The 21,579-nt window shown below is 66.8% G+C and carries 25 protein-coding genes; 9 read left to right on the top strand and 16 right to left on the bottom strand.

Annotation, left to right across the window (positions count from 1 at the left end; all coding sequences use genetic code 11):
• Window positions 1–12: 12 nt before the first annotated feature.
• From BUA54_RS10005 to BUA54_RS09995, 3 genes are all read left to right on the top strand, one after another.
• Complete coding sequence (locus BUA54_RS10005; protein WP_072857120.1) at window positions 13–1,611, top strand: phosphoenolpyruvate carboxykinase; 1,599 nt, start codon at window positions 13–15, stop codon at window positions 1,609–1,611.
• A 61-nt stretch (window positions 1,612–1,672) separates the two neighbouring features.
• Window positions 1,673–2,209, top strand: a complete 537-nt coding sequence (locus BUA54_RS10000; RefSeq protein WP_072857119.1) for a DUF3859 domain-containing protein — start codon at window positions 1,673–1,675, stop codon at window positions 2,207–2,209.
• A 203-nt stretch (window positions 2,210–2,412) separates the two neighbouring features.
• The gene (locus BUA54_RS09995) at window positions 2,413–3,948 is read left to right on the top strand and encodes a phospholipase D-like domain-containing protein (RefSeq protein WP_072857352.1); all 1,536 of its coding nucleotides are present in this window, start codon (window positions 2,413–2,415) and stop codon (window positions 3,946–3,948) included.
• Window positions 3,949–3,958: 10 nt separating this feature from the next.
• Here BUA54_RS09995 and BUA54_RS09990 read toward each other — a convergent pair whose 3' ends face one another.
• The gene (locus BUA54_RS09990; protein WP_072857351.1) at window positions 3,959–4,729 is read right to left on the bottom strand and encodes a sulfite exporter TauE/SafE family protein; all 771 of its coding nucleotides are present in this window, start codon (window positions 4,727–4,729) and stop codon (window positions 3,959–3,961) included.
• 151 nt (window positions 4,730–4,880) lie between these two features.
• On the opposite strand from BUA54_RS09990, the gene BUA54_RS09985 reads away from it, so the two are divergent.
• Window positions 4,881–6,560, top strand: a complete 1,680-nt coding sequence (locus BUA54_RS09985) for an acyl-CoA dehydrogenase family protein (protein WP_072857118.1) — start codon at window positions 4,881–4,883, stop codon at window positions 6,558–6,560.
• On the opposite strand, the gene BUA54_RS09980 is transcribed toward BUA54_RS09985, so the two are convergent.
• The 15 genes from BUA54_RS09980 to folK form a co-directional block, all read right to left on the bottom strand.
• On the bottom strand, window positions 6,557–7,771 hold the full coding sequence (locus BUA54_RS09980; RefSeq protein WP_072857117.1) for an MFS transporter: 1,215 nt from the start codon (window positions 7,769–7,771) through the stop codon (window positions 6,557–6,559). The genes BUA54_RS09985 and BUA54_RS09980 overlap by 4 nt on opposite strands.
• Window positions 7,772–7,852: 81 nt before the next feature.
• Window positions 7,853–8,344: a DUF421 domain-containing protein gene (locus BUA54_RS09975; RefSeq protein WP_072857116.1), complete on the bottom strand. Its 492-nt coding sequence runs from the start codon at window positions 8,342–8,344 to the stop codon at window positions 7,853–7,855.
• A 72-nt stretch (window positions 8,345–8,416) separates the two neighbouring features.
• Window positions 8,417–9,145, bottom strand: coding sequence for a DNA repair protein RecO (gene recO, locus BUA54_RS09970; protein ID WP_072857350.1), 729 nt, complete (start codon window positions 9,143–9,145; stop codon window positions 8,417–8,419).
• 138 nt (window positions 9,146–9,283) lie between these two features.
• Window positions 9,284–9,619: a DUF1491 family protein gene (locus BUA54_RS09965; RefSeq protein WP_072857115.1), complete on the bottom strand. Its 336-nt coding sequence runs from the start codon at window positions 9,617–9,619 to the stop codon at window positions 9,284–9,286.
• Window positions 9,612–10,526: a GTPase Era gene (gene era, locus BUA54_RS09960; RefSeq protein WP_072857114.1), complete on the bottom strand. Its 915-nt coding sequence runs from the start codon at window positions 10,524–10,526 to the stop codon at window positions 9,612–9,614. Before era ends, BUA54_RS09965 begins: the two co-directional genes overlap by 8 nt.
• Window positions 10,523–11,203 carry a ribonuclease III gene (rnc, locus tag BUA54_RS09955; RefSeq protein ID WP_072857113.1) on the bottom strand — a complete coding sequence of 227 codons (681 nt, stop codon included), beginning with the start codon at window positions 11,201–11,203 and terminating at the stop codon, window positions 10,523–10,525. Before rnc ends, era begins: the two co-directional genes overlap by 4 nt.
• Window positions 11,200–12,036: a signal peptidase I gene (lepB, locus tag BUA54_RS09950; RefSeq protein ID WP_072857112.1), complete on the bottom strand. Its 837-nt coding sequence runs from the start codon at window positions 12,034–12,036 to the stop codon at window positions 11,200–11,202. The genes rnc and lepB overlap by 4 nt, the downstream gene beginning before the upstream one ends.
• A gap of 116 nt (window positions 12,037–12,152) precedes the next feature.
• Window positions 12,153–12,551 carry a holo-ACP synthase gene (gene acpS, locus BUA54_RS09945; protein ID WP_072857111.1) on the bottom strand — a complete coding sequence of 133 codons (399 nt, stop codon included), beginning with the start codon at window positions 12,549–12,551 and terminating at the stop codon, window positions 12,153–12,155.
• Window positions 12,548–12,847, bottom strand: coding sequence for a Dabb family protein (locus tag BUA54_RS09940; RefSeq protein WP_072857110.1), 300 nt, complete (start codon window positions 12,845–12,847; stop codon window positions 12,548–12,550). Before BUA54_RS09940 ends, acpS begins: the two co-directional genes overlap by 4 nt.
• Entirely contained in the window at window positions 12,844–13,287 is a 444-nt protein-coding gene (locus tag BUA54_RS09935; RefSeq protein WP_245810615.1) for a nucleoside deaminase, read from the bottom strand. Before BUA54_RS09935 ends, BUA54_RS09940 begins: the two co-directional genes overlap by 4 nt.
• A 25-nt stretch (window positions 13,288–13,312) precedes the next feature.
• Window positions 13,313–14,065 carry a pyridoxine 5'-phosphate synthase gene (locus tag BUA54_RS09930; protein WP_072857108.1) on the bottom strand — a complete coding sequence of 251 codons (753 nt, stop codon included), beginning with the start codon at window positions 14,063–14,065 and terminating at the stop codon, window positions 13,313–13,315.
• 27 nt (window positions 14,066–14,092) lie between these two features.
• A complete protein-coding gene (locus tag BUA54_RS09925) occupies window positions 14,093–14,740 on the bottom strand; it encodes a DUF2062 domain-containing protein (RefSeq protein WP_072857107.1) in 648 nt (215 codons plus the stop codon).
• Window positions 14,741–14,763: 23 nt separating this feature from the next.
• Window positions 14,764–16,899 (bottom strand): RelA/SpoT family protein, encoded by a 2,136-nt coding sequence (locus BUA54_RS09920; protein WP_072857106.1) that lies wholly within the window; start codon window positions 16,897–16,899, stop codon window positions 14,764–14,766.
• A 41-nt stretch (window positions 16,900–16,940) separates the two neighbouring features.
• Entirely contained in the window at window positions 16,941–17,294 is a 354-nt protein-coding gene (rpoZ, locus tag BUA54_RS09915; protein WP_072857105.1) for a DNA-directed RNA polymerase subunit omega, read from the bottom strand.
• Between the two features lie 99 nt (window positions 17,295–17,393).
• A complete protein-coding gene (gene folK, locus BUA54_RS09910) occupies window positions 17,394–17,978 on the bottom strand; it encodes a 2-amino-4-hydroxy-6-hydroxymethyldihydropteridine diphosphokinase (protein ID WP_072857104.1) in 585 nt (194 codons plus the stop codon).
• Window positions 17,979–18,110: 132 nt separating this feature from the next.
• Between folK and BUA54_RS09905 the strand changes: the two genes are divergently transcribed.
• The 5 genes from BUA54_RS09905 (at window position 18,111) to BUA54_RS09885 (ending at window position 21,538) form a co-directional block, all read left to right on the top strand.
• Entirely contained in the window at window positions 18,111–18,680 is a 570-nt protein-coding gene (locus BUA54_RS09905; RefSeq protein ID WP_072857103.1) for a LabA-like NYN domain-containing protein, read from the top strand.
• 159 nt (window positions 18,681–18,839) lie between these two features.
• The gene (gene ispH / locus BUA54_RS09900) at window positions 18,840–19,790 is read left to right on the top strand and encodes a 4-hydroxy-3-methylbut-2-enyl diphosphate reductase (protein ID WP_072857102.1); all 951 of its coding nucleotides are present in this window, start codon (window positions 18,840–18,842) and stop codon (window positions 19,788–19,790) included.
• Window positions 19,791–19,906: 116 nt separating this feature from the next.
• On the top strand, window positions 19,907–20,353 hold the full coding sequence (locus tag BUA54_RS09895) for a DUF3429 domain-containing protein (RefSeq protein WP_072857101.1): 447 nt from the start codon (window positions 19,907–19,909) through the stop codon (window positions 20,351–20,353).
• Window positions 20,354–20,438: 85 nt separating this feature from the next.
• Entirely contained in the window at window positions 20,439–20,891 is a 453-nt protein-coding gene (gene rnhA, locus BUA54_RS09890; protein ID WP_072857100.1) for a ribonuclease HI, read from the top strand.
• Window positions 20,892–20,914: 23 nt separating this feature from the next.
• A complete protein-coding gene (locus tag BUA54_RS09885; protein ID WP_072857099.1) occupies window positions 20,915–21,538 on the top strand; it encodes a trimeric intracellular cation channel family protein in 624 nt (207 codons plus the stop codon).
• Window positions 21,539–21,579: the final 41 nt, after the last annotated feature.

Here is a 21,579-nt window from a genome sequence, read left to right as displayed (position 1 = left end):
GGAGCGCACCCCATGGACCATGGAACGGTCAACCCCGCGATGAAGCTTGAGGATCAGGGCATCACCGGACTGGGCGCTGTGCATTACAACCAGTCCGCCCCAGACCTTCAGGCGGCCGCCGTCGCGAACGGCGAAGGCATCGACGGCAAGGGTGGCACCTTCCTTGTGACCACCGGCAAGCACACGGGACGGTCGCCTAAGGACAAGTTCGTCATGCGGACGCCCGATGTCGTGGACAGCATCTGGTGGGACAACAATCCACCGCTCGATCCGGCCGATTTCGACGTGCTGCACGCCGACATGCTGGCACATCTGCAGGGGCGGACGGTCTATGTGCAGGACCTGTATGGCGGCGCCGATCCGGCCTACCGTCTGGATGTGCGGGTCGTGACGGAACTGGCGTGGCACGGGCTGTTCATCCGCCACCTGCTGCGTCGCCCCGCGCAGGAGGAGCTGGCCAGTTTCGTGCCCGGCTTCACCATCATCAACGTGCCGAGCTTCAAGGCGGATCCGGCGCGCCACGGCTGCCGGTCCGAGACGATCATCGCGCTGAACTTCGCCAAGAAGATCATCCTGATCGGCGGCACGGAGTATGCGGGCGAGAACAAGAAGTCGGTGTTCACGCTGCTGAACTACCTGCTGCCGGAGAAGGGCATCATGCCGATGCATTGTTCCGCCAACCACGCCAAGGGGAACCCGGTCGATACGGCGGTCTTCTTCGGCCTGTCCGGAACCGGCAAGACGACCCTGTCCGCCGACCCGGCCCGCACGCTGATCGGCGACGACGAGCATGGCTGGTCCGACCGCGGCGTCTTCAACTTCGAGGGCGGCTGCTATGCCAAGACGATCAACCTGCGCGCCGAGGCGGAGCCCGAAATCTATGCCACCTGCACGATGCCGCATACGGTGATCGAGAACATGGTGCATGACCCGGAAACGCTGGAGCTCGATTTCGACGATGCCAGCCTGACGGCGAACATGCGCTGCGCCTATCCGCTGGACTACATCTCGAACGCGTCCGAGACGTCTTTGGGCGGGCACCCCAAGAACATCATCATGCTGACCTGCGACGCCTTCGGCGTGCTGCCCCCGATCAGCCGTCTGACGCCCGCGCAGGCGATGTATCACTTCCTGTCCGGCTTCACGTCCAAGGTCGCGGGGACCGAGCGTGGCGTGACCGAGCCGGAGCCCACGTTTTCCACCTGCTTCGGCGCGCCCTTCATGCCGCGGCGGCCGGAGGTCTATGGCAAGCTGCTGCAGGAAAAGATCGCGTCCCACGGGGCGACCTGCTGGCTGGTGAACACCGGCTGGACCGGCGGCGCCTACGGCACCGGGTCGCGCATGCCGATCAAGGCGACACGCGCCCTGCTGACCGCCGCGCTGGACGGCAGCCTGTCCGAATCGACCTTCCGCAAGGACCCGAACTTCGGCTTCGACGTGCCGGTGTCGGTCGAGGGTGTGGACGACACGCTGCTGAATCCGCGGCTGACGTGGTCCTCTGCCGAGGCCTACGATGCGCAGGCGCGCAAGCTGGTGCAGATGTTTTCCGACAACTTCGCCAAATACGTGCCCTACATCGACGACGACGTGAAGGCCGCGGCGATCGGCTGACTCGCCCGTTGCGCGCAATTACCCCCTGCCACGGCGGGGCGGAACGGGTTAGGGTCGGGCCATGCGCCCGACCCTTTTCATATCGCTTGCCGCTCTGACCCTCGCGCCGCAGGTGCAGGCAGAGGCGATGACCAGCCCCGCCATCGCGCAGCTGGAAACCGGGGTGATCTGCCCGCCGCCGTCGGTCGGTGAATCGCCGGCCCCCGGGACGCTGGCCGGATCGACCCATCTGATCGAGGACGAACCGCCCTTCGTATCCAGTTCCAGCCGGGTCCCGGCGGTGATCGGCATCGGTTTCGGCACCAAGAGCATGACGGCCGACCTGTTCGGCTTGCAGGATGTCACCATGACCGTGACCCATCCGCCGATGGGCAAGGACGGAATCACCAGCCAGACCTTTCAGACCCGGATCGACGGGACGGAACCGTCGCTGACCTTCTACCAGTTCGACTATACCTACGAACTGGTGCAGGGGCCGTGGCAGATGGAGGCGTCGAAGGACGGCGAGGTCCTGTTCCGCACGGAATTCGAGGTCGTCCCGCCGAAGGCGGTGCCCGAGCTCGCCCGCGTCTGCGGGTTCGAGGACCTGCTGTCCTGAGCCGGTGACCGGGGCCGGAAGGGCGTCGGGATGCCGGTGAAACCTGCGGGACGCAAATGGGCCCGCCGATCCGCATCCAAGGAAAAACCCCTCTGCAACTTGCCAACCGCCCCGCGGTGACCGATGGTCTGTCGCGGGGGCATGCGGGCCGGCCCTCGGGCCGGGGACCTGCCAAATCGGGGAGAGAGTGCATCATCTTGGACGTGGAACAGGCGAAACCGGCGGCCGAAGGGTCGATCTTCAGGCCGGAGCACAACTGCTGGCGGATGGAACGGGCGGACCGTCTGGCTCTCATCGTCGACGCGGCGGGCTATTTCAAGATGCTGCGCAGCGTGCTTTCCACGGCAAAGCGCGAACTGCTGCTGATCGGCTGGGACTTCGACTTCGAGATCGAGATGTGCCCCGGCGAGAGCGACGCGGAGGGCTGCGCGCCCGACGGCCTGCCGAACCAGCTTGGCGCCTTCCTTGAAGAGATCGTAAGGCGCGCGCCGGACCTGAACATCTATATCCTCAAATGGAACGGCGCGGTTCTGGCCGCACCCGGGCGGCTGTTGCCGACGCTGGCGCTGCACATGTTCGGCGACGATCGCATCCATTTCGCGCTGGACGGTCACCACCCGTTCGGCGCCTGCCACCATCAGAAGATCATCGTCGCCGACGACAGCTTTGCCTTTTGCGGCTGCATCGACGCGACAGAGGACCGGTGGGATACGCCGGACCATACGCCCGGCGATCCGCGGCGGGTGCGCAAGGACGGTTCGCCGTCGGAGCCCTGGCACGACATCACGACCGCGCTGACGGGTCCCGTCGCCACTGCGCTGGCCGATCTGTCGCGCAATCGGTGGCTGCGCGCGACGGGCGATACCCTTGCGCGGCCAGAGGTCGACGCCGCCGACGTCTGGCCATCGGCGCTGAAGGTGGATGCCGAAGACCTGAACGTGGCGATCGCCCGGACAGAGCCGCCCTATGACGGCGCGCCGATGATCAACGAGATCGAGCAGCTTTATCTGGACAGTATCCGGCTGGCCCGGGACACCATCTATATCGAATCGCAGTATTTCGCGGCCGAGACGGTTTGCGATGCGATAGCGGAGCGCCTGAAGGAAAATGGCGGCCCCGAGGTGGTCGTGATCAATCCCGAGGCCGCGCTGTCCGCACTGGAAGACAAGGCGATGCACACCCTGCGCGGGCGGATGATCGACCAGTTGACGGCGGTGGATCATCAGGACCGCTTTCGGATCTATTATCCGGTCAACGCGGAGGAAGAGCCGATCTATGTCCATGCGAAGGTCATGATCGTGGACGACCGGCTGCTGCATATCGGGTCCAGCAATCTTGACGACCGGTCGATGGGGTTCGACACGGAATGCGACATCGCCTTTGCGGACCGCGCCGACGTGATCACCGGGTTTCGCCGGACGCTGCTGTGCGAACACCTCGACGCCGCGCCGGACACGCTGGACGCGACCCTGCGCGAGACCGGATCGCTGATCGCGGCGATCGAGACGCTGAACGGGGCCGAAGGTCGCGGATTGCGCCGGGTCAAGACCCTGCCCGAAGAGCCGGTGGGCTGGTTCCTTGCGGATACCCGGCTGCTGGATCCGCGCTATTACAAGCGGCATGCGGCCACCGCGGGCAAGGGCGTGCGTCCGCGGCACCTTGCCATGATCGCGGGGGGCGCGGCCCTCGGCTTTCTGGGGTACAGGGCGTGGCAGCACTGGCGCGGGTCGCGGTCATAGCGACCGGCGGTCAGCCCGTCAGGCCACGGCGCACCAGATTCACGCCTGCCACGATCAGCACGATCAGCGTGACCTTGCGGAACAGCGCCTGATCGAACCGGTCGCCGAGGCGGAAGCCGACCACCATGCCCAGCATGGCCGGCACCACCAGCAGCGCCGAGAGCTGCCAAGTGTGGCCGTTCAGCACGCCGGACTGGAGGTGCCCCAGAAACAGCATCACCGACCCCAGCCCGTAGATCACGCCCTGCACCGCCATCTGGCGGTCGCGTGGCGTTTCCAGCGCCAGAAGGTACAGCACGGTCGGCGGGCCCCATGTGCCTGCCAGCCCGCCCAGCGTGCCGGCAGCCAGCCCGGCGCCCCATTCGAAGGGCCGCCGCCAGCGCGGGCCGATGACGGGCTTCCACCCCAGCAACTGCACGATGCACAGCGCCACGACCGGCACGCCGAGGATGACGAACATCGTGTCGGCCGAGATTACGGTCAGGAATTGGGCCGAGATCAGGATCATCACGCAGACGATCAGCAGATAGCGCCAGTGTTCGGCTACCGCCAGGCGGGCGGGCCCGAGGCCGGATCGCGCGATCTGCCAGCCGTTGCTGACGAGGATCGGCAGGATGATGCCCGCGACCACCAGCTGCGGGTCGATCAGGATGCCCATGCCAGAGATCATGATGAGCGGCATGGCGAAGCCGACCGCTCCTTTCACGAAGCCCCCCAGCAGGGTCACCAGACAGGCGAAGACGACAAGGTGCAGCGGCAATACGGAAAGGATGTCTGTCATGATGCGCGCACCATGGGGCAAGATGACGGGCGCCACCACGGCAAATCGACCGCGACATTTTCGTGTTCCACGAAATAACATCACGCATCAATATTGCGCTGCGACTGCATGGGCTTTATCTCTGCATCTGCAAAGCAGCGAGGATTCGACCATGGCCGACGGACAGACCCCGATCACCGACGATACCGTTCTGTCCGACCTGCAAAGGCTGACGCGCGACAGCCTGCCCGCGGTGGATGCGGTCTTTGACGCGGCAAAGGCGGCTGTCGCCGCGATGGTCACGGAGGACGGCCGCGTGTCGGCCCGGTTTATCGACCTGCACCAGACGGCGGCGCACGGGCTGGCGTGGCTGGCGACCTACCAGCAGGCGCTGCACCAGATGCAGGCCTGGGCCGACCGGCTGGCCGATGCCGACAGGTTCACAGAGGTCGAGCGCCTGATCCTGCAGATCGCCTTTGGCGAATACCTGAGCCAGATCGCCGGCGGCATCCAGATGAACCAGACGGAGGTCGTGCGCTGCACGGACCTTGGCCTGACGCGGGCGGACCTGTCGCCGCTGGATGCCACGGCACCCGCCGCCCTGATGGCGCGCGGCAACACGCAGGCCGCCCGCACCCGCCTTGCGCAATTGATGCAGGACCGCGGCGGAGAGTTGACGGTCGGGGCCTCCGGCCTCGACGACGAGCTGGAGATGATCCGCGACCAGTTCCGCCGCTTCAGCCGCGAGAAGGTGGAGCCACACGCCCACGACTGGCACCTGAACGACGAACTGATCCCGCTGGCGATCATCGACGAGATGGCCGAGATGGGTGTCTTCGGCCTGACCATCCCGGAAAACCTCGGCGGTTTCGGCCTGTCGAAATCGGCGATGTGCGTCGTGTCGGAAGAGCTGTCGCGCGGCTACATCGGGGTCGGATCGCTGGGCACCCGGTCAGAGATCGCGGCGGAATTGATTCTGTGCGGCGGCACCGATGCGCAACGGTCCCACTGGCTGCCGAAGATCGCCAGCGGAGAGATCCTGCCGACCGCCGTCTTCACCGAGCCGAACACCGGGTCCGACCTTGGCGCCCTGCGCACGCGGGCCACGCGGGACGGCGACGACTGGGCGATCACCGGCAACAAGACATGGATCACCCATGCCGCCCGGACCCACGTGATGACCGTGCTGGCCCGGACGGAACCCGACACGACAGACTATCGCGGGCTGTCGATGTTCCTCGCCGAAAAGACCCCCGGCACCGACGCCGTCCCCTTCCCCGACGACGGCATCACCGGCGGAGAGATCTCGGTGCTGGGCTATCGCGGGATGAAGGAATACGAGCTGGCCTTCGACGGCTTCAAGGTGAAGGGCGAGAACCTGCTGGGCGGCGAGACGGGCAATGGCTTCAAGCAGCTGATGCAGACCTTCGAGAGTGCGCGCATCCAGACCGCCGCCCGCGCCATCGGCGTCGCGCAGTCGGCGCTGGACGAGGGGATGCGCTATGCGCAGGACCGCAAGCAGTTCGGTCAGGCGCTGATCGGCTTCCCCCGCGTGTCCGGCAAGCTGGCGATGATGGCGGTAGAGATCATGGTGGCGCGGCAGCTGACCTATTTCAGTGCCCACGAAAAGGACGCCGACCGCCGCTGCGACCTGGAGGCCGGGATGGCCAAGCTGCTGGGAGCCCGCGTCGCATGGGCCTGCGCCGACAATGCGTTGCAGATCCACGGCGGCAACGGGTTCGCGCTGGAATACAAGATCAGCCGCATCCTGTGCGATGCGCGGATCCTGAACATCTTTGAAGGCGCGGCCGAAATTCAGGCGCAGGTGATCGCCCGGCGCCTGCTGGCCTAGCCCGCGACGGCCGTTCGCGGCAGGCCAAGGCGCGGATGCAGGCGACCCGCCACGAGGTAACCTGCCGCAAGACCGATGCCGCAGGCGGCAAAGACGGCCGAGACCGGGGCCACCAGCAGGATCAGCGAGGCGGCGGCCGGAGTCGCGATGCCGGAGGCGTCGCGGAAGGTGGCGTAGACGGCCACCATCTCTGTCCGCTCCGCCGGCCGGACGGCCATCAGGAACGGCAATCCGCCGCAGACGTCCAGCAGGACGAGCGCCACCGATCCGACCATGATGCAGCCGACCGTGACGGCAGGCAGACCGGACAGCAGGAACCCCAGCATGAAGAGGCAAGCGGCACCGGCAAAGCCTGTCCGCACCGCGGCCCGCACGCCGAACCGCTTGACCTGCCGCAGCATCAGCGGCGTCGTGAACAGCAGCCCGTTGCTCAGACTCAGCGCGATGGCGCCGACCTTGTCGCCCAGCCCCGCCTCGATGCAGAAGATCGGCAGGTAGACGATGTAGACCCACCAGCCGCAGGACCGCATGACCGCGAAGAACCAGCCCGCGATCAGCCGCGGCTGTGCCGCGAAGCGGCCGAGGTAGGCGAGCGGGTTGGGGGCCGGCGCCCGCGCCCGCGCGATCTGGCGTCCGTTGCCCAGCCGCAGCCGCCAGAACACCGCCAGCAGCACCAGCGCAAAGACGCCGGCGAGGATGAAGGGCGCAGGCGCCCACCAGTTCAGCAGAGTGACGCCGAGGATCGGTCCCACGCTCCACGGGATCGCGCTGTAGACCATGCGCATCGTCTCGTTCCGGCCAAGGTCCAGGCGGCTGATGTAGTCGAGCACGTAGGCGTTCAGGCAGACGGTGAAGGTCACGGTGCCCATGGCATTGAACAGCAGGACGAGCGCCTTCGACGCCGGCCCGCCGGCCAGCGCCAGCGTGATGCCGGTCAGGTAGGACAGGCAGGCGAGCGTCAGCATCCAGCGCCGCGGCACCCAGCGCGCGGCGAAAGGCACCATCAGCCCGACGGCCATCGACCCCAGACCGACGCAGAGGTAGATCCGGCTGACCATCGCCGCATCGCCGAAGGCGCGGTAGATCACCAGCGGCATCACCGACAGCAGAGAGGCGCGAATGCAGGCCTCCAGCGCCGCCAGAAGGGCGAAATCCGCGATCTTCGGTGTCGGGGAATGGGTAAGGTAGAGGGGGGCGCGGGGCGCGATCATGACACAAGGATCCTCGTCAGGACCCAGCCAGTGACACGCGGCGACCTTGCCATCTATGCCGAATGCGACATTTCGCGTCGATTACGAGGAACGCACGCCTTTCAGCAAGCGGTCGTCGAGGCTGTCGCCGTGCAGCACGCTGACATCGCCCGTCGGTTCGAAGACGACGGCCCGCACCTTGGAGAAGTCCAGCGCGTTCGCCTCGCGCAGCTTGCCGATCAGATCGCCCTCGGTCATGCCTGCGCCGCGCAGGTTGTCGTGCAGGATCTCTCCGTCGCGCATGATCAGCAGGGGGTCATTGTCGGTCGCGTCCACGATGCCGCCGATCCGCGACCGGGCGTGGGCGACGGCGGTCTGCACGACGAAGAGGGTCACGAGGGTCAGCCCGCCGTGCCAGAAGGGCGTGCCGGGCGTCATCGCCGTGGCCGCGAGGACGGACCCGATCGCGACGGTGACGGCAAAGTCGAAACCCGACATCTTCGAGAATGACCGCAGCCCGAAGATCCGCGTGAGGGTGACCACAAGGGCCACCGCCGCGATGCTTCGCACGATGATTTCGATGATGTCCTGCATGCAATGATCTCCCTGTCGGGAAGGCAACACGCCGCGACCGTCATTCGTTCCGCGCGGTCGAGCCGGCGCGGCCTAGCCGGCGCGCTGGATCGCCTCCAGCAGGCGCGCGCGGGCCGCAGGCATCGCCGCACCATTCAAAGAGCGCAGCAGGCGACGTTCGATGAAGTATCCGGTGGTGCCGAGGGCCAGAACGATCTCTGCCGCCGTCGCGTCACCCTGCCCCGCCAGCACTGGCGGCAGCGGCAGCAGGCGGTCGGCCCATTCGCCGGCCGCCTGCCGGCTGACCGCACGTCCGGAGCGTGGCGAGACGAAGGCAAGGTCCTCGTTCGTGCCCCGCACCGCGCAGGCGCTCAGGTCCAGACCGAAGCCGAGTGAATCCAGCAGCACCTGTTCCCACTGCAGATAGGCCAGCGGCCAGACATCGCCCTGCCCCAGCAGGTCCAGCAGTTGCACCGTCCGGTCGTAGAGCGGCAGATGGGCCTCCCGCTCGGGCAGGACGACGGCCAGCAGGGCACAGACCGCGTTCAGGCCCGCCAGCGCCAGCCGGTCGCCCATGGCCTGCGCCGAACGGCTGCGCAACGGCTCGACCGTGAAGGCCCCCAGATGTTCGTCCAGACGCGCCTTCCACGTCAGGGCGACCTGCGCGCCCGGCTGCAGCATCGGCGCGATCCGCCGGCTGACGCCGCCCCGCACGATGCCGGCGTGCCGCCCGTGACCGGGCGTGAAGACCTCGACGATCGCCGAGGTTTCGCCGTGGGGCCGCACCCGCAGCACCGCGCCTTCGTCCTGCCAGCTGATCACGATCCGATCCTCGCAGCCATCATCCATCCGGCACCGGGGTCATCGCGCGGCGCCCCCGCTCTCTGTCTTCCAAATATCCCCGCCGGAGGCTTGGCCGCCCTCGGCGGCCAAATCGGTCGGCGGATCCGGGGCGCCCGGTCAGGTCAGTCCGGGCTGATCCAGAAGGTGCCGCCCCTGCCGGTCCTCGACCTCAATCACCCAGAGGTCGCTGTCGAAGCCGCGCTGCCGGGCGATCGACGCGTCCACATCGCCTTCGGCACCTTCCGCAAGTGTCACCCAGACCCGTGCGCCCGTCATCAGGTCGAACGACCGGGTAAAGGCCACCGCCTGCCCGTCGAGCGTGTTCAGCTTCACCAGCACCGCCCCGGCGGTGCCGTCGCCCCGGGCCACGACGAAGGCGGGGATGTCCAGGACGCGCAACCGCGCGAGATAGGCGCTGACCCAGACATCCGCGGTCAGCCGCGGCTCAGGCATCGCCGTCGCGGAAGTCGAGGCCCATCTCGTCGTAGCGTTCCTTGTCCTCCAGCCAGTTCGCACGGACCTTGACCTGCAGGAAGAGGTGGACCTTGCGGCCCAGCAGGTCCTCCATCTCGGCCCGGGCGGCCTGCCCCACGGCCTTGATCGTCTCGCCCTTGTTGCCCAGCACGATGCCCTTGTGGCCATCGCGGATGACATAGATCAGTTGGTCGATCCGGGCGGATCCGTCGGGGCGCTCCTCCCAGTTCTCGGTCTCCACCGTCAATTGGTAGGGCAGTTCCTGATGCAGGCGCAATGTCAGCTTCTCGCGCGTCATTTCGGCCGCGATCTGCCGCAGGGGGCTGTCAGAGATCTCGTCGTCGGGATAAAGCCACGGTCCCGGGGGCACGGCGCCCGCAAGCCAGTGCTTGAGCGTGTCGCAGCCGTGGCCGCGCTCGGCCGAGATCATGAAGGTCTCGGCGAAGGGATAGGCCTCGTTCATCTGCTGCGACAGCTGCAGCAGCGCCTCTGACTTCACGCGGTCGATCTTGTTGATCGCCAGCGCGACCTTCGCCTTGCCGACGCGGGAGGCCAGCACCTCCAGGATGCCCTTGACCCCGGCGGTGATGCCGCGATGCGCCTCGATCAGCAGGACGACGACGTCCGCATCGCCCGCCCCGCCCCAGGCGGCGGCGACCATGGCCCGGTCGAGGCGCCGCTTCGGCGCGAAGAGACCCGGCGTATCGACGAAGACAAGCTGCGCCGCACCGTCCTGCGCCACGCCACGGATGCGGGCGCGGGTGGTCTGCACCTTGTGGGTCACGATGCTGACCTTGGCACCGACCATGCGGTTCAGCAGCGTCGACTTGCCGGCGTTCGGCTCTCCGATCAGGGCGACAAAGCCCGCACGCGTGTCTTCCGTCATGGTCCGACCCTTTCCAGCAGCGCCTGTGCGGCCGCCTGTTCCGCCTGACGCTTGGCCCCGGCGGTCGCCTCGGCATGTTCGCCGGATTCGAGCGTGACGCGGATGGTGAAGACCGGCTGGTGATCCGGACCGGTCCGCGCGACCTCTGTATAGACCGGCGGCGGGGCGCCGCGGGCCTGCGCCCATTCCTGCAACGCCGTCTTGGCGTCGCGGGCGTCGGCGGCCACGGTGCCGACCCGCGGCTGCCAGTGCTTCAATACCACGGCCCGGGCCGCGTCGAAACCCGCGTCGTTGTAGACGGCGGCGATCACCGCCTCCATCGCGTCGGCCAGCAGCGCTTCCTTGCGGCGCCCGCCGGACTGCATTTCTGACCGGCCCAGCTTCAGCACTTCGCCCAGCCCGATCTGGCGGGCGACATCGGCGCAGGTCTCGCGCCGGACCAGCGCATTGTAGCGCGGGGCCAGCAGGCCCTCGGGGGCGACGGGATCGGCGTGCAGCAGCGCCTCTGCGATCACCAGACCCAGGACCCGGTCGCCCAGGAATTCAAGTCGCTGGTTGTCGTCGCGGTGGACGCTCGACATGCTGGAATGGGTCACCGCGCGCACGAGGAGTGCGGGGTCGGCAAAGTCGTGCCCCAGCCGGGCCGCAAAGCCCGCGAGCTGGGCCGAGAGCTTCACTCGATCCCCTTGAAAAAGCGATCGGACCGCCAGGTCCAGAAGGCCAGCATGGACCGCCCGGCGGAGGAGAAGATGACGCGGTCGGCACGGCCCACGATATCCTCGCGCGGGACGAAGCCCACGCCGCCCAGCGACTGCGGCACGCGGCTGTCGGTGGAATTGTCGCGGTTGTCGCCCATGAAGAAGAAGTTGTCGGCGGGCACCGTGTAGATGCCGGTATTGTCCAGCCCGCGGTTGCCGATGTTCAGGACGTCGTGGGTCACGCCGTTCGGGAGGGTCTCGCTGGCGCGTTCCTTGATGCAATCGGCCCCCGGACCGACGGGCGCGTTGGCGCAGGCGGGCATCGACTGTTCCGGACCTTGCGGCGCATATGTTTCCGTGAACACGCCGTCATCCTGCACGACGACGGGCGCGCCATTGATGTAAAGCAGGCCGTCCTTCATCTGGATCTGGTCGCCCGGCAGGCCGATCAGCCGCTTGATGAAATCGCGCCCCGTGACCGGGTGGCGGAACACGACGACGTCGCCGCGCTCCGGGTCGGACCCGAACAGGCGATCCTTGCTGCCCTTGAACATGCCGCAGAAGTCGTCGGCGCCGATATCGACGTTCAGCGCGGGGATCAGGATCGACGGACAGGAGGCATAGGAATAGCCGTAGGCCATCTTGTTCACGAAGAGGAAATCGCCGATCAGCAGGGTGTCCTTCATCGACCCAGACGGGATCCAGAAGGGCTGGAACAGGATCGTGCGGAAGGCGCCTGCGATCAGCAGCGCGTAGACGACGGTCTTGACCGTCTCGATCACGCTGCCCATCACGCCAGTCTTTTCGGCCATACCACATATCCCGTTCAACGCATTGCCCGGCTACATGATCCGACCCGTGTCCCCTGTCAAGGCAGAGCGCCAAGGCAGGCGACATGGTGATTTTTCGCAGAAAAATCGTGCTGGCGCTACAGCGGACGCGCCTCGATCAGAACGAAGGCCTGCGCCCAGGGATGATCGTCGGTCAGCGTGACGTGGATCACCGCCCGGTGCCCCGGCGGTGTCATCTCCTCCAGCCGTGCCTTCGCCCATCCCGTCACCTCCATCACCGGCTGGCCGGTGTGCAGGTTGCTGACCGCCATGTCCTTCCAGGCGATGCCCATGCGCAGGCCGGTGCCCAGTGCCTTGGAACAGGCCTCCTTCGCGGCCCAGCGCTTGGCATAGGTCCCGGGCGTGTCGGCCCGGCGCTCGGCCTTGCGCTGCTCGATTTCGGTGAAGACGCGGTTGCGGAAGCGGTCGCCGAAACGGTCGAGCGTCCGCGCGATGCGGTCGATATTGGCCAGATCGGTGCCGATGCCGAGGATCATGCAGACTCCAGATCCGCGACCAGCAGGTCGACACAGAGGGCCATCAGCCGCGCGCCCAGGGCCAGGTGCCGGGGATCGGCGGCATAGACCGCCAGCGCAAGGCTGTCGTGGAACTGCGCCGTGAAGCCGTAGCCATAGGCCGGGGAGCGCCCTTCGTAGTCCCGGTTCGGCCCGTGGCGGAAGGCGGTGAAACCTTCGATCTGGCCCACGAGGGCCGCAAGGCCCGCCATGACCTGCGACAGCTCCACGGCGTCGTGATCCGGTTTCAGGTGCAGCAGCACCATATGGTCGATCATGCCACGGCCCCCGGCGCATAGATGTGGCCGATGCGGTCCTCCTCGACCCCGCCAACGAAGGCGAAGGCGCCGTCGCAGGCGCGCTGGAAATCGGTGATCCGCATCTGCGGGAAGCGAAAGAATTCCGCGTCCGCGTTGTCCTGCTGCGCCCCGAAGACGACGCGGTCGATCCGGGCCCAGCGCATGGCGCCGAGGCACATCTCGCAGGGCTGGCACGATGCGAGGAGCGTGCAGCCCGACAGATCGCGCGTGCCGAGGATGTCGGCGGCCCGCGCCATCGCCACGACCTCTGCATGGCGCGAGACGTCGCCCGTGTCGCCGACCTCGTTGCGGGCCTGCGCGACGATCCGTCCGTCCTTCACGATGGCGGCGGTAAAGACGATGTCCTGCCCGTCCGCATGCAAGTCCAGCGCGTGATCGGCCACTTTCGTCATGGCCATGCGTTCCGCCTCTGTCAGCTGCATGTCAGGCGCCCCCCACGCGTGCCGCATCCATGCAGCGCCGCATCTCTGCGATGGCGTCCGGCAGGCCACGAAAGATCGCCTCGCCGATGATGAAATGGCCGATGTTCAACTCCCGCACCTCGCGCAGGGCGGCGATGGGTCCGACGCTGTCATAGGTCAGGCCGTGGCCGACGTGGATTTCCAGACCCAGCCCATGACCATAGGCCGCCGCTTCGGTCAGGCGTTTCAATTCACGGTCGCGGTCGTCCCAGCGCCCTTCGGCCCAGGCATCGGCATAGGCCCCGGCGTGCAGTTCCACGACCGGGGCGCCGATGCGATGCGCGGCCTCCACCTGATCGCGGTCGGCGGCGATGAAGAGCGACACGCGCGCGCCGGCGGCGCGCAACGGAGCGATGAATTCGCCCAGCACACCGGCCTGCCGCGCGACCTCCAGCCCGCCTTCGGTGGTCCGCTCCTCGCGCTTTTCCGGCACGAGGCAGACCGCGTGGGGCCGGGTGTCGAGCGCGATGCGCTGCATCTCCGGCGTGGCCGCCATCTCGAAGTTCAGGGGGACGCGCAGCGCTGCCTTCAGCCCCGCCATGTCGGCGTCGCGGATATGGCGACGGTCCTCTCGCAGGTGCGCGGTGATGCCGTCGGCACCGGCCTCCTGTGCCATCAGGGCGGCCCGCACCGGGTCCGGATTGTCGCCGCCCCGCGCGTTGCGCACGGTGGCGACGTGGTCGATGTTCACACCCAGTCGCAGCTTGTCGGTCATCGGGTCACTCCTTCTGTTCGCGAAAAGCTAGCGCGCCGCCGGGCCGCCGCCATCCCCGGGTTTGGGTTGCGCCAACTGGTTCAGCTTGGCCTTCAGGATGTTGCGGCGCCGCTTCTGGTAGGCCTGCAGCACCGGCACGGACAGGTAATAGGCCACCGTCGCGGTCACGATGCCGGGCAGGATCCCACCGATCATGTAGGGATAGAAGATGTCGAAGTAGAAGATCGACAGACCCTGCCAGTCCATCGTCTCGGGCGTGAAGATCGCCACGACGTTGTGCCACAGATCGGCACCCGCATCGGCGAACTTCTGGCCCAGCGACGACATCGGCGCCTTCGACCTGCGTCCCAGCAGCCAGTGCCCGGTGCCCAGCGACACGGCGGCGATCGGCAGATAGGTCAGCGGATTGCCGAAGAAGGTCGCCATCAGCGCGGCCAGAAAGTTGCCGCGCATCAGCTTGGCGATGATCGCGGCCACGATGAAATGCAGGCCGTAGAACGGTGTGAAGGTGGTGAAGACGCCGGCCCAGATGCCGCGGCCGATCTTTTCGGGCGTGTCCGGCAGGCGGCGGACCCGGTGCTTGACGTAGGAAAAGGCGCGGCGCCAGCCGCCCTGCGGATACAGGGCGCGGGTCACGACCTTCCATGCCGGCCGCTTGTCCCTGCGCTTGAACACGGGTGTCGTCCTTTCCCCGGGCCTCAGCCCGCGCGTTGCGCCCCGGATTGCCCGGGATCGCGATGCCGGCTGATGCCCGACACGTGACTGTCCGCCTCGACGGCCGTCATGACCCGGTGCAGGTGTTCAGCATCGCTCAGGTCGATGTCGATCAGGAGGCGATAGTAGTCGGGCTTGCGGTCGATGAACTTGAGGTCAGAGATATTGGCCTTCTGTTCCCCGATCAACGTGCAAATCCGGCCCAGCACGCCGGCGTCGTTGGTGATCGAGATGTCGAAGGTCACCGTGTTGATGGCGCGGTGCTGGCCTTCCTCCCAGCGCAGGTCGACCCAGCGTTCGGGCTGATCCTCGAAGTCCGCCAGTGCCGCGCAGTCGATGGCATGCACGACCACGCCCTGCCCGCGGTAGGTGATGCCGACGATGCGCTCTCCCGGGACCGGCTGGCAGCAGGCGGCGCGATGGTGGCTTTGATCGGCGGCAAGGCCGACGACGGCGCGGTTGGCATCGATCTCGTCGCCGGTGCGGGTGGCGAGGTCGGGATAGATCGCGCGCACGATGTCGCGGGCGGTGATCTCGGCGCTGCCGAGGCTGGCCAGCATGTCGTCGACACCGTCGAGGGCGAGGGCCTTCGCGGCAGTGCGCAGGGCCTTCTCCGTCAGCCGCTTGCCCACGTTCTCGAAGGCGACGCGCGCCAGTTCCCGACCCAGCCGGATGAAGCGTTCGCGGTCGGCCTCGCGCAGGGAGCGGCGGATCGCGGTCTTGGCGCGACCCGTCGTCGCGATGTCCATCCACGTCACCTGCGGCTTCTGTCCTTCCGCAGTGATGACCTCGACGCTTTGGCCGTTCTTCAGCCGGGTCCAGAGTGGCACGCGGATGCCGTCGACCTTGGCGCCGACGCAGGCCATGCCGATGCGGGTGTGGATCGCGAAGGCGAAGTCGATGGGCGTGGCGCCGCGCGGCAGCTTGATGACGTCGCCCTTGGGGGTGAAGCAGAACACCTGATCGGTGAACATTTCGAGCTTCACGGCCTCGAGGAAATCGTCGTGGTCCTGATCCTCGTCCAGACGCTCCGTCAGCTTGGAGATCCAGCGCACCGGATCGACGGCGAAGCGGTTCTCCACCCGCTCGCCGTTGCGGTAGGACCAGTGTGCGGCGACGCCGGTTTCCGCGACCTCGTGCATCTCGCGCGTGCGGATCTGCACCTCCACCCGCTTGCCGTCGCGGCCAGAGACCGTGGTGTGGATCGAGCGGTAGCCGTTGGTCTTGGGCTGGCTGATGTAATCCTTGAACCGGCCCGGCACCGCGCGCCAGCGCTGGTGGATCGCACCCAGCACGCGATAGCAGTCGCCCTCGGTCGCGGTGATGATGCGAAAGCCGTAGATGTCGGACAGGCGGGAAAAGCCCATGTCCTTTTCCTGCATCTTGCGCCAGATCGAGTAGGGCTTCTTGGCGCGGCCCATGACTTCGGCCTGGATGCCGGCCTTGTCCAGTTCGACGCGCATGTCGGCGGTGATGCGCGGCACCACGTCGCCCGCCTCTCGCTGCAGGGTGATGAAGCGGCGGATGATGCTGTTGCGTCCTTCGGGATTCAGGACGCGGAAGGCGAGATCCTCCAGCTCCTCGCGCATCCACTGCATGCCCATGCGGCCTGCGAGCGGGGCGAAGATGTCCATCGTCTCGCGCGCCTTCTGGGCCTGCTTTTCAGGCTTCATCGACTTGATGGTGCGCATGTTGTGCAGGCGGTCGGCGAGCTTGACCAGCGTCACACGCAGGTCCTTGGACGTCGCCATGAAGAGCTTGCGGAAGTTTTCCGCCTCCTTCGTCTCGCGGCTGGTCAGCTGCAGGTTCGTCAGCTTGGTGACACCGTCGACGAGCTCTGCGATTTCGCGGCCGAAGCGGTCTGTGACGATCTTGAAGGAGGCTGGCGTATCCTCGATCGTGTCGTGCAGCAGGGCGGTGATGACGGTCGCATCGTCCATCTGCATGTCGGCCAGAATCTGGGCGACGGCGATCGGATGCGTGAAGTAGGGCTCTCCCGAATGACGGAACTGGCCCTCGTGCATTTCTGCGCCGAAGGCGAAGGCGTCACGCAGCAGCGGTTCGTTCGTGCGGGGATTGTAGGTGCGGACCAGCGCGATCAGGTCGTCTGCAGTCGTCATGCTGGTCCGGCACTTCTTTGTTGTGGGCCGGGAAATGGCCTTTACCGCTGTCCTTGCGCTTCCATCAATGCGCGCAGCAGCTTTTCTTCGCTCATGTCGTCCTCGACCGGCTTGTCGGCCTCGGCCCCCATCAGCAGCGCCATCGAGTCCTCTTCGGGCTCGTCGACCTCGATCTGGGTCTGGTTGGCCTCGATCATGCGCTCGCGCAGATCGTCGGCCTGCTGGGTCTCTTCCGCGATCTCGCGCAGGGACACGACCGGGTTCTTGTCGTTGTCGCGGGCGACGGTCACGGGCGATCCGGCCGTGATCTCGCGGGCACGGTGGGCCGCCAGCATGACAAGTTCAAACCGGTTCGGGACCTTGTCGACACAGTCTTCGACGGTAACGCGGGCCATCGGCACACTCCAATTCTGTCCAGGCGTGGATGCAAGCCCTGCTCTTAACGCGACAGGGACGGAATGACAAGTCGATTTCCCGAGACTGTCAAGCCCCTTTCACCCCGTGCGATCGATGCCGTCCAGCGGCACGATCCCTGCCAGTGTCGCGGCGGGCAAGGCGTCGCGCATCTGCACGACCGTCAGCCCCAGTGCCGGATGCACCCAGGTCGGCGCCACCTCTGCCAGCGGCACGAGGACGAAGGCGCGGTCCTGCAGGCGCGGATGCGGCAGGATCAACCGGTCCGGCCACCGCTGGCGCTGGTCGTCCGCCGGCATGTCGCGCCAGAGCTGCTGGGTCTCGCGATCCGGCAGGATCCGGTCGCCCACGGCCAGCAGGTCAAGATCGAGCGTCCGCGGGCCCCACCTGACCGACCGTTCGCGCGCAGCCAAGCGCTCGATCTCGTGCAGGTCCGAAAGAATGGCATCCGGATCGCGCGTCGTACGGACGGCGACGGCGGCATTTACGAAATCGGGCCCAATACCGGGAGGAAAGGCGGGCGTCCGGAACAATCTGCTTTCGATAACGGGGTCACCGAATAAGGCGCGCAACCGCAGACTGCCAAAAAGTACAGATGACGCAGGGACGTCATGGACGTTCGGCGCATTGCTCCCCAATGAAATAAGCGCGATCTCGCCGTCCATCTTTGCTCCTTCGGGTTGCAAGCTTTGCGTGCGAGGCTCATATAACCCGCGCAACCCGGGCATGACAGTTTGGTTATGCCCCAATATAGCTTAATAAGAATGCCGGGCTGACAGTCCGGAAAAGGAAACACAATGTTTTATCGTGACGAGCGGCTTGCGCTTTTCATTGACGGCGCAAACCTTTACGCTGCGGCGAAGTCTCTCGGTTTCGATATCGACTACAAATTGCTGCGTCAGGAATTCATGCGCCGCGGCAAGATGGTGCGCGCTTTCTACTATACAGCCCTGCTGGAAAACGACGAATACTCGCCGATTCGCCCGCTGGTTGACTGGCTGCACTACAACGGGTTTTCCATGGTGACGAAGCCCGCCAAGGAATACACCGACTCCATGGGCCGCCGTAAGGTCAAGGGCAACATGGACATCGAACTGGCGGTCGATGCGATGGAACTGGCCCCCCACGTCGATCACATTGTCCTGTTCTCCGGCGACGGCGATTTCCGCCCGCTGGTCGAGGCGCTGCAGCGCCGGGGTGTGCGGGTGTCCGTGGTGTCGACCATCCGCAGCCAGCCGCCGATGATCGCCGACGAACTGCGTCGCCAGTGCGACAACTTCATCGAGCTGGACGAGCTGCGCGACGTCGTCGGCCGCCCGCCCCGCGACAACGCTGACCGTGGCGCCGACAGCGCCGAATCCGACTGACGCCCCCCCAGGTCGCACCGCGACACGCCAGGCCCTGATCGTCGCAGGGCCGCAAGACAGCCTCTGACCGGTCATGCGCCGACGCCGCAATCTCGGCCCGGCGCCTTTACGCGCCTGCGCCACGCCATTACCTAGAAGGCGACACTGGCGGAGAGACCGATGACAAAGCCACCCCTCACCCTTTATCTGGCCGCGCCGCGCGGGTTCTGCGCGGGCGTGGATCGGGCCATCAAGATCGTCGAGATGGCGCTGGACAAATGGGGTGCGCCGGTCTTCGTCCGGCACGAGATCGTGCACAACAAGTTCGTCGTCGACGGGCTGCGCGACAAGGGCGCGGTCTTCGTGGAATCGCTGGACGAATGTCCCGACGACCGGCCCGTGATCTTCTCTGCCCACGGCGTGCCGAAGGCGGTGCCGGCCAAGGCCGCAAGCCGTCAGATGATCTATGTCGATGCCACCTGCCCGCTGGTCAGCAAGGTTCACATCGAAGCGCAGCGCCACGCCGACAACGGCCTGCAGATGGTGATGATCGGCCACGACGGCCATCCGGAAACCATCGGCACCATGGGCCAGTTGCCGGAGGGAGAGGTGATTCTGGTCGAGACGGTGGCCGATGTGGCCACGATCGCGCCCCGCGACCCGGAGCGGCTGGCCTTCGTCACCCAGACGACGCTGTCGGTCGACGACACGGTCGATATCGTGGCCGCCCTGAAGGCGCGTTTTCCCGCGATCATCGGTCCGCACAAGGAAGACATCTGCTACGCCACCACCAACCGGCAGGACGCGGTGAAGGCGATGGCGCCGAAGTGCGACGCCATGCTTGTGGTCGGTGCGCCGAACTCCAGCAACTCCAGACGCCTGGTCGAGGTCGGGACGAAGGCCGGTTGCGCCTACAGCCAGCTTGTCCAGCGCGCCGGCGACATCGACTGGCGCAGTCTGGATGGCATCGCCTCCGTCGGCATCACCGCGGGGGCCTCTGCGCCGGAGGTGCTGATAGACGAGGTCATTGCGGCCTTCGGTGCGCGTTACGACATGACCGTGGAGTACGTCGAGACCGCCGTCGAGAATGTCGAGTTCAAGGTGCCGCGCGTGCTGCGCGAACCGGCCTGAGGCGAAGCGACGGTCCCGGCCCCTGCGGTCAGGACGCCGGGTGCCACGGTATCGGGCGAGGTGGCGCGCGTCGCGGCAATCTGCCAGACTGACGATATTTCCGACAGGGATCCTCGATGTTCAAACCCATTCCCCGCGCGCCCCTGTTGCTGGGCCTCGCCGGCCTTCTGCCCTTTCTCTGGGGTCTTGCGACCCTGCTGATCCCTGCCCTGGGCAACTGGGCGCTGCTGACGCTCGGCGGCCGGTTCACCGCGCCCTTCGTGCAGCTGTCGTATGGCACGGTGATCCTGTCGTTCATGGCAGGTGTCCTTTGGGGCTTCGCCACCCGCGACGAGGGGTGGAGCGGCTATGCCTTCTCGGTGATCCCGGCGCTCTGGGCGTTTTTCATGGTGGGTGGCGGACCGACCTCTGCGGCCATGAACCTGACCATCGGCTTTCTGGGCCTGCTGCTGCTGGACCTGCATTTCTGGCAGCGGGGCGCGACGCCGGGGTGGTGGATGTCGCTGCGCCTGCTGCTCACCGCGGTCGTCGTTGCCTCGCTGCTGCCGCTGGCGTTTTCCTGACCGTCCATCTGGCCCGCGGGGGGCTGGACAAGAGGCCTGCGGGGCGCCAATGACCGCGCCATGATCCATGCCCGGAAAGACTGCCATGCCTGACCTCTTTGCCTATACCGACGGTGCCTGTTCCGGCAATCCGGGCCCCGGCGGGTGGGGCTGCGTGATGATCGCCCGCGACGGCGGGGCCGTCGTGCGCGAGAAGGAACTGAAGGGCGGAGCCAAGCTGACGACGAACAACCAGATGGAACTGCTCGCCGCGATCTCGGCCCTCGAAAGCCTGACGAAGCCCAGCCGCATCACCATCGTGACCGACAGCGCCTACGTGAAGGACGGGATCACCGGCTGGATCCACGGCTGGAAGAAGAAGGGGTGGAAGACCGCCGCCGGCAAACCCGTCAAGAACGAGGACCTGTGGAAGCGCCTCGATGCCGCCACGCAGTCCCACGACGTGACATGGCATTGGGTGAAGGGTCATGCGGGCCACCCCGAGAACGAGCGGGCCGATGCCCTCGCCCGCGCCGGCATGGCGCCGTTCAAACCCTGACCCTTGCGCAAGGTCCAAGCCCGATGCCCCTTCTCGCCGCCCTCGACTACGCCAGCGTCTTCGTCTTCGCCCTGACCGGCGCGCTGGTCGCCAGCCGTGCGCAGCTGGACCTGATCGGCTTCATCTTCATCGCGTCCCTGACCGCCGTGGGTGGCGGCACGCTGCGCGATCTGATCCTGAACCGGGATACAGTCTTCTGGGTCGCCAACCCGGTCTATATCGGCGTGGCCGCGGCGGGCGCCATCATCGTCTTCTTCACGGCGCACCTGCTGGAAAGCCGCTACCGCGGCATCGTATGGCTCGACGCGCTGGCGCTCAGCGTCGCCGTTCCCTCCGGCGTGGGCGCGGCCGTCGCGCTGCGGATGCCCGATTCGATCGTGGTCATCATGGGAATCGCCACGGGCTGCTTCGGCGGCCTGATGCGCGATGTGGTCTGCAACGAGGTACCGCTCGTGCTGCGGCAGGGCGAGCTCTACGTCACCTGCGCCCTGTGCGGCGGCACGGTGGCGATCCTGCTGATCCATGTCACGGGGGCCCTGCCGCTGGCCTTGCTGGGCTGCGCCGCGGCGACCTTCGCCCTGCGGGCCGGCAGCATCCTCTGGCACTGGCGCCTGCCGGTCTACAAGAGCTTTCCGCCCCGCCAGTGACCCGCCGCCGGGGACGGTGGGCGGGGCGTCGTGGGCGGCGC

The sequence above is a fragment of the Loktanella atrilutea genome (genome assembly GCF_900128995.1).
GTDB lineage: Bacteria > Pseudomonadota > Alphaproteobacteria > Rhodobacterales > Rhodobacteraceae > Loktanella > Loktanella atrilutea.
The sequence above is the reverse complement of the archived record's forward strand: the minus strand, read 5'-3'. Positions and strand labels throughout refer to the sequence as shown.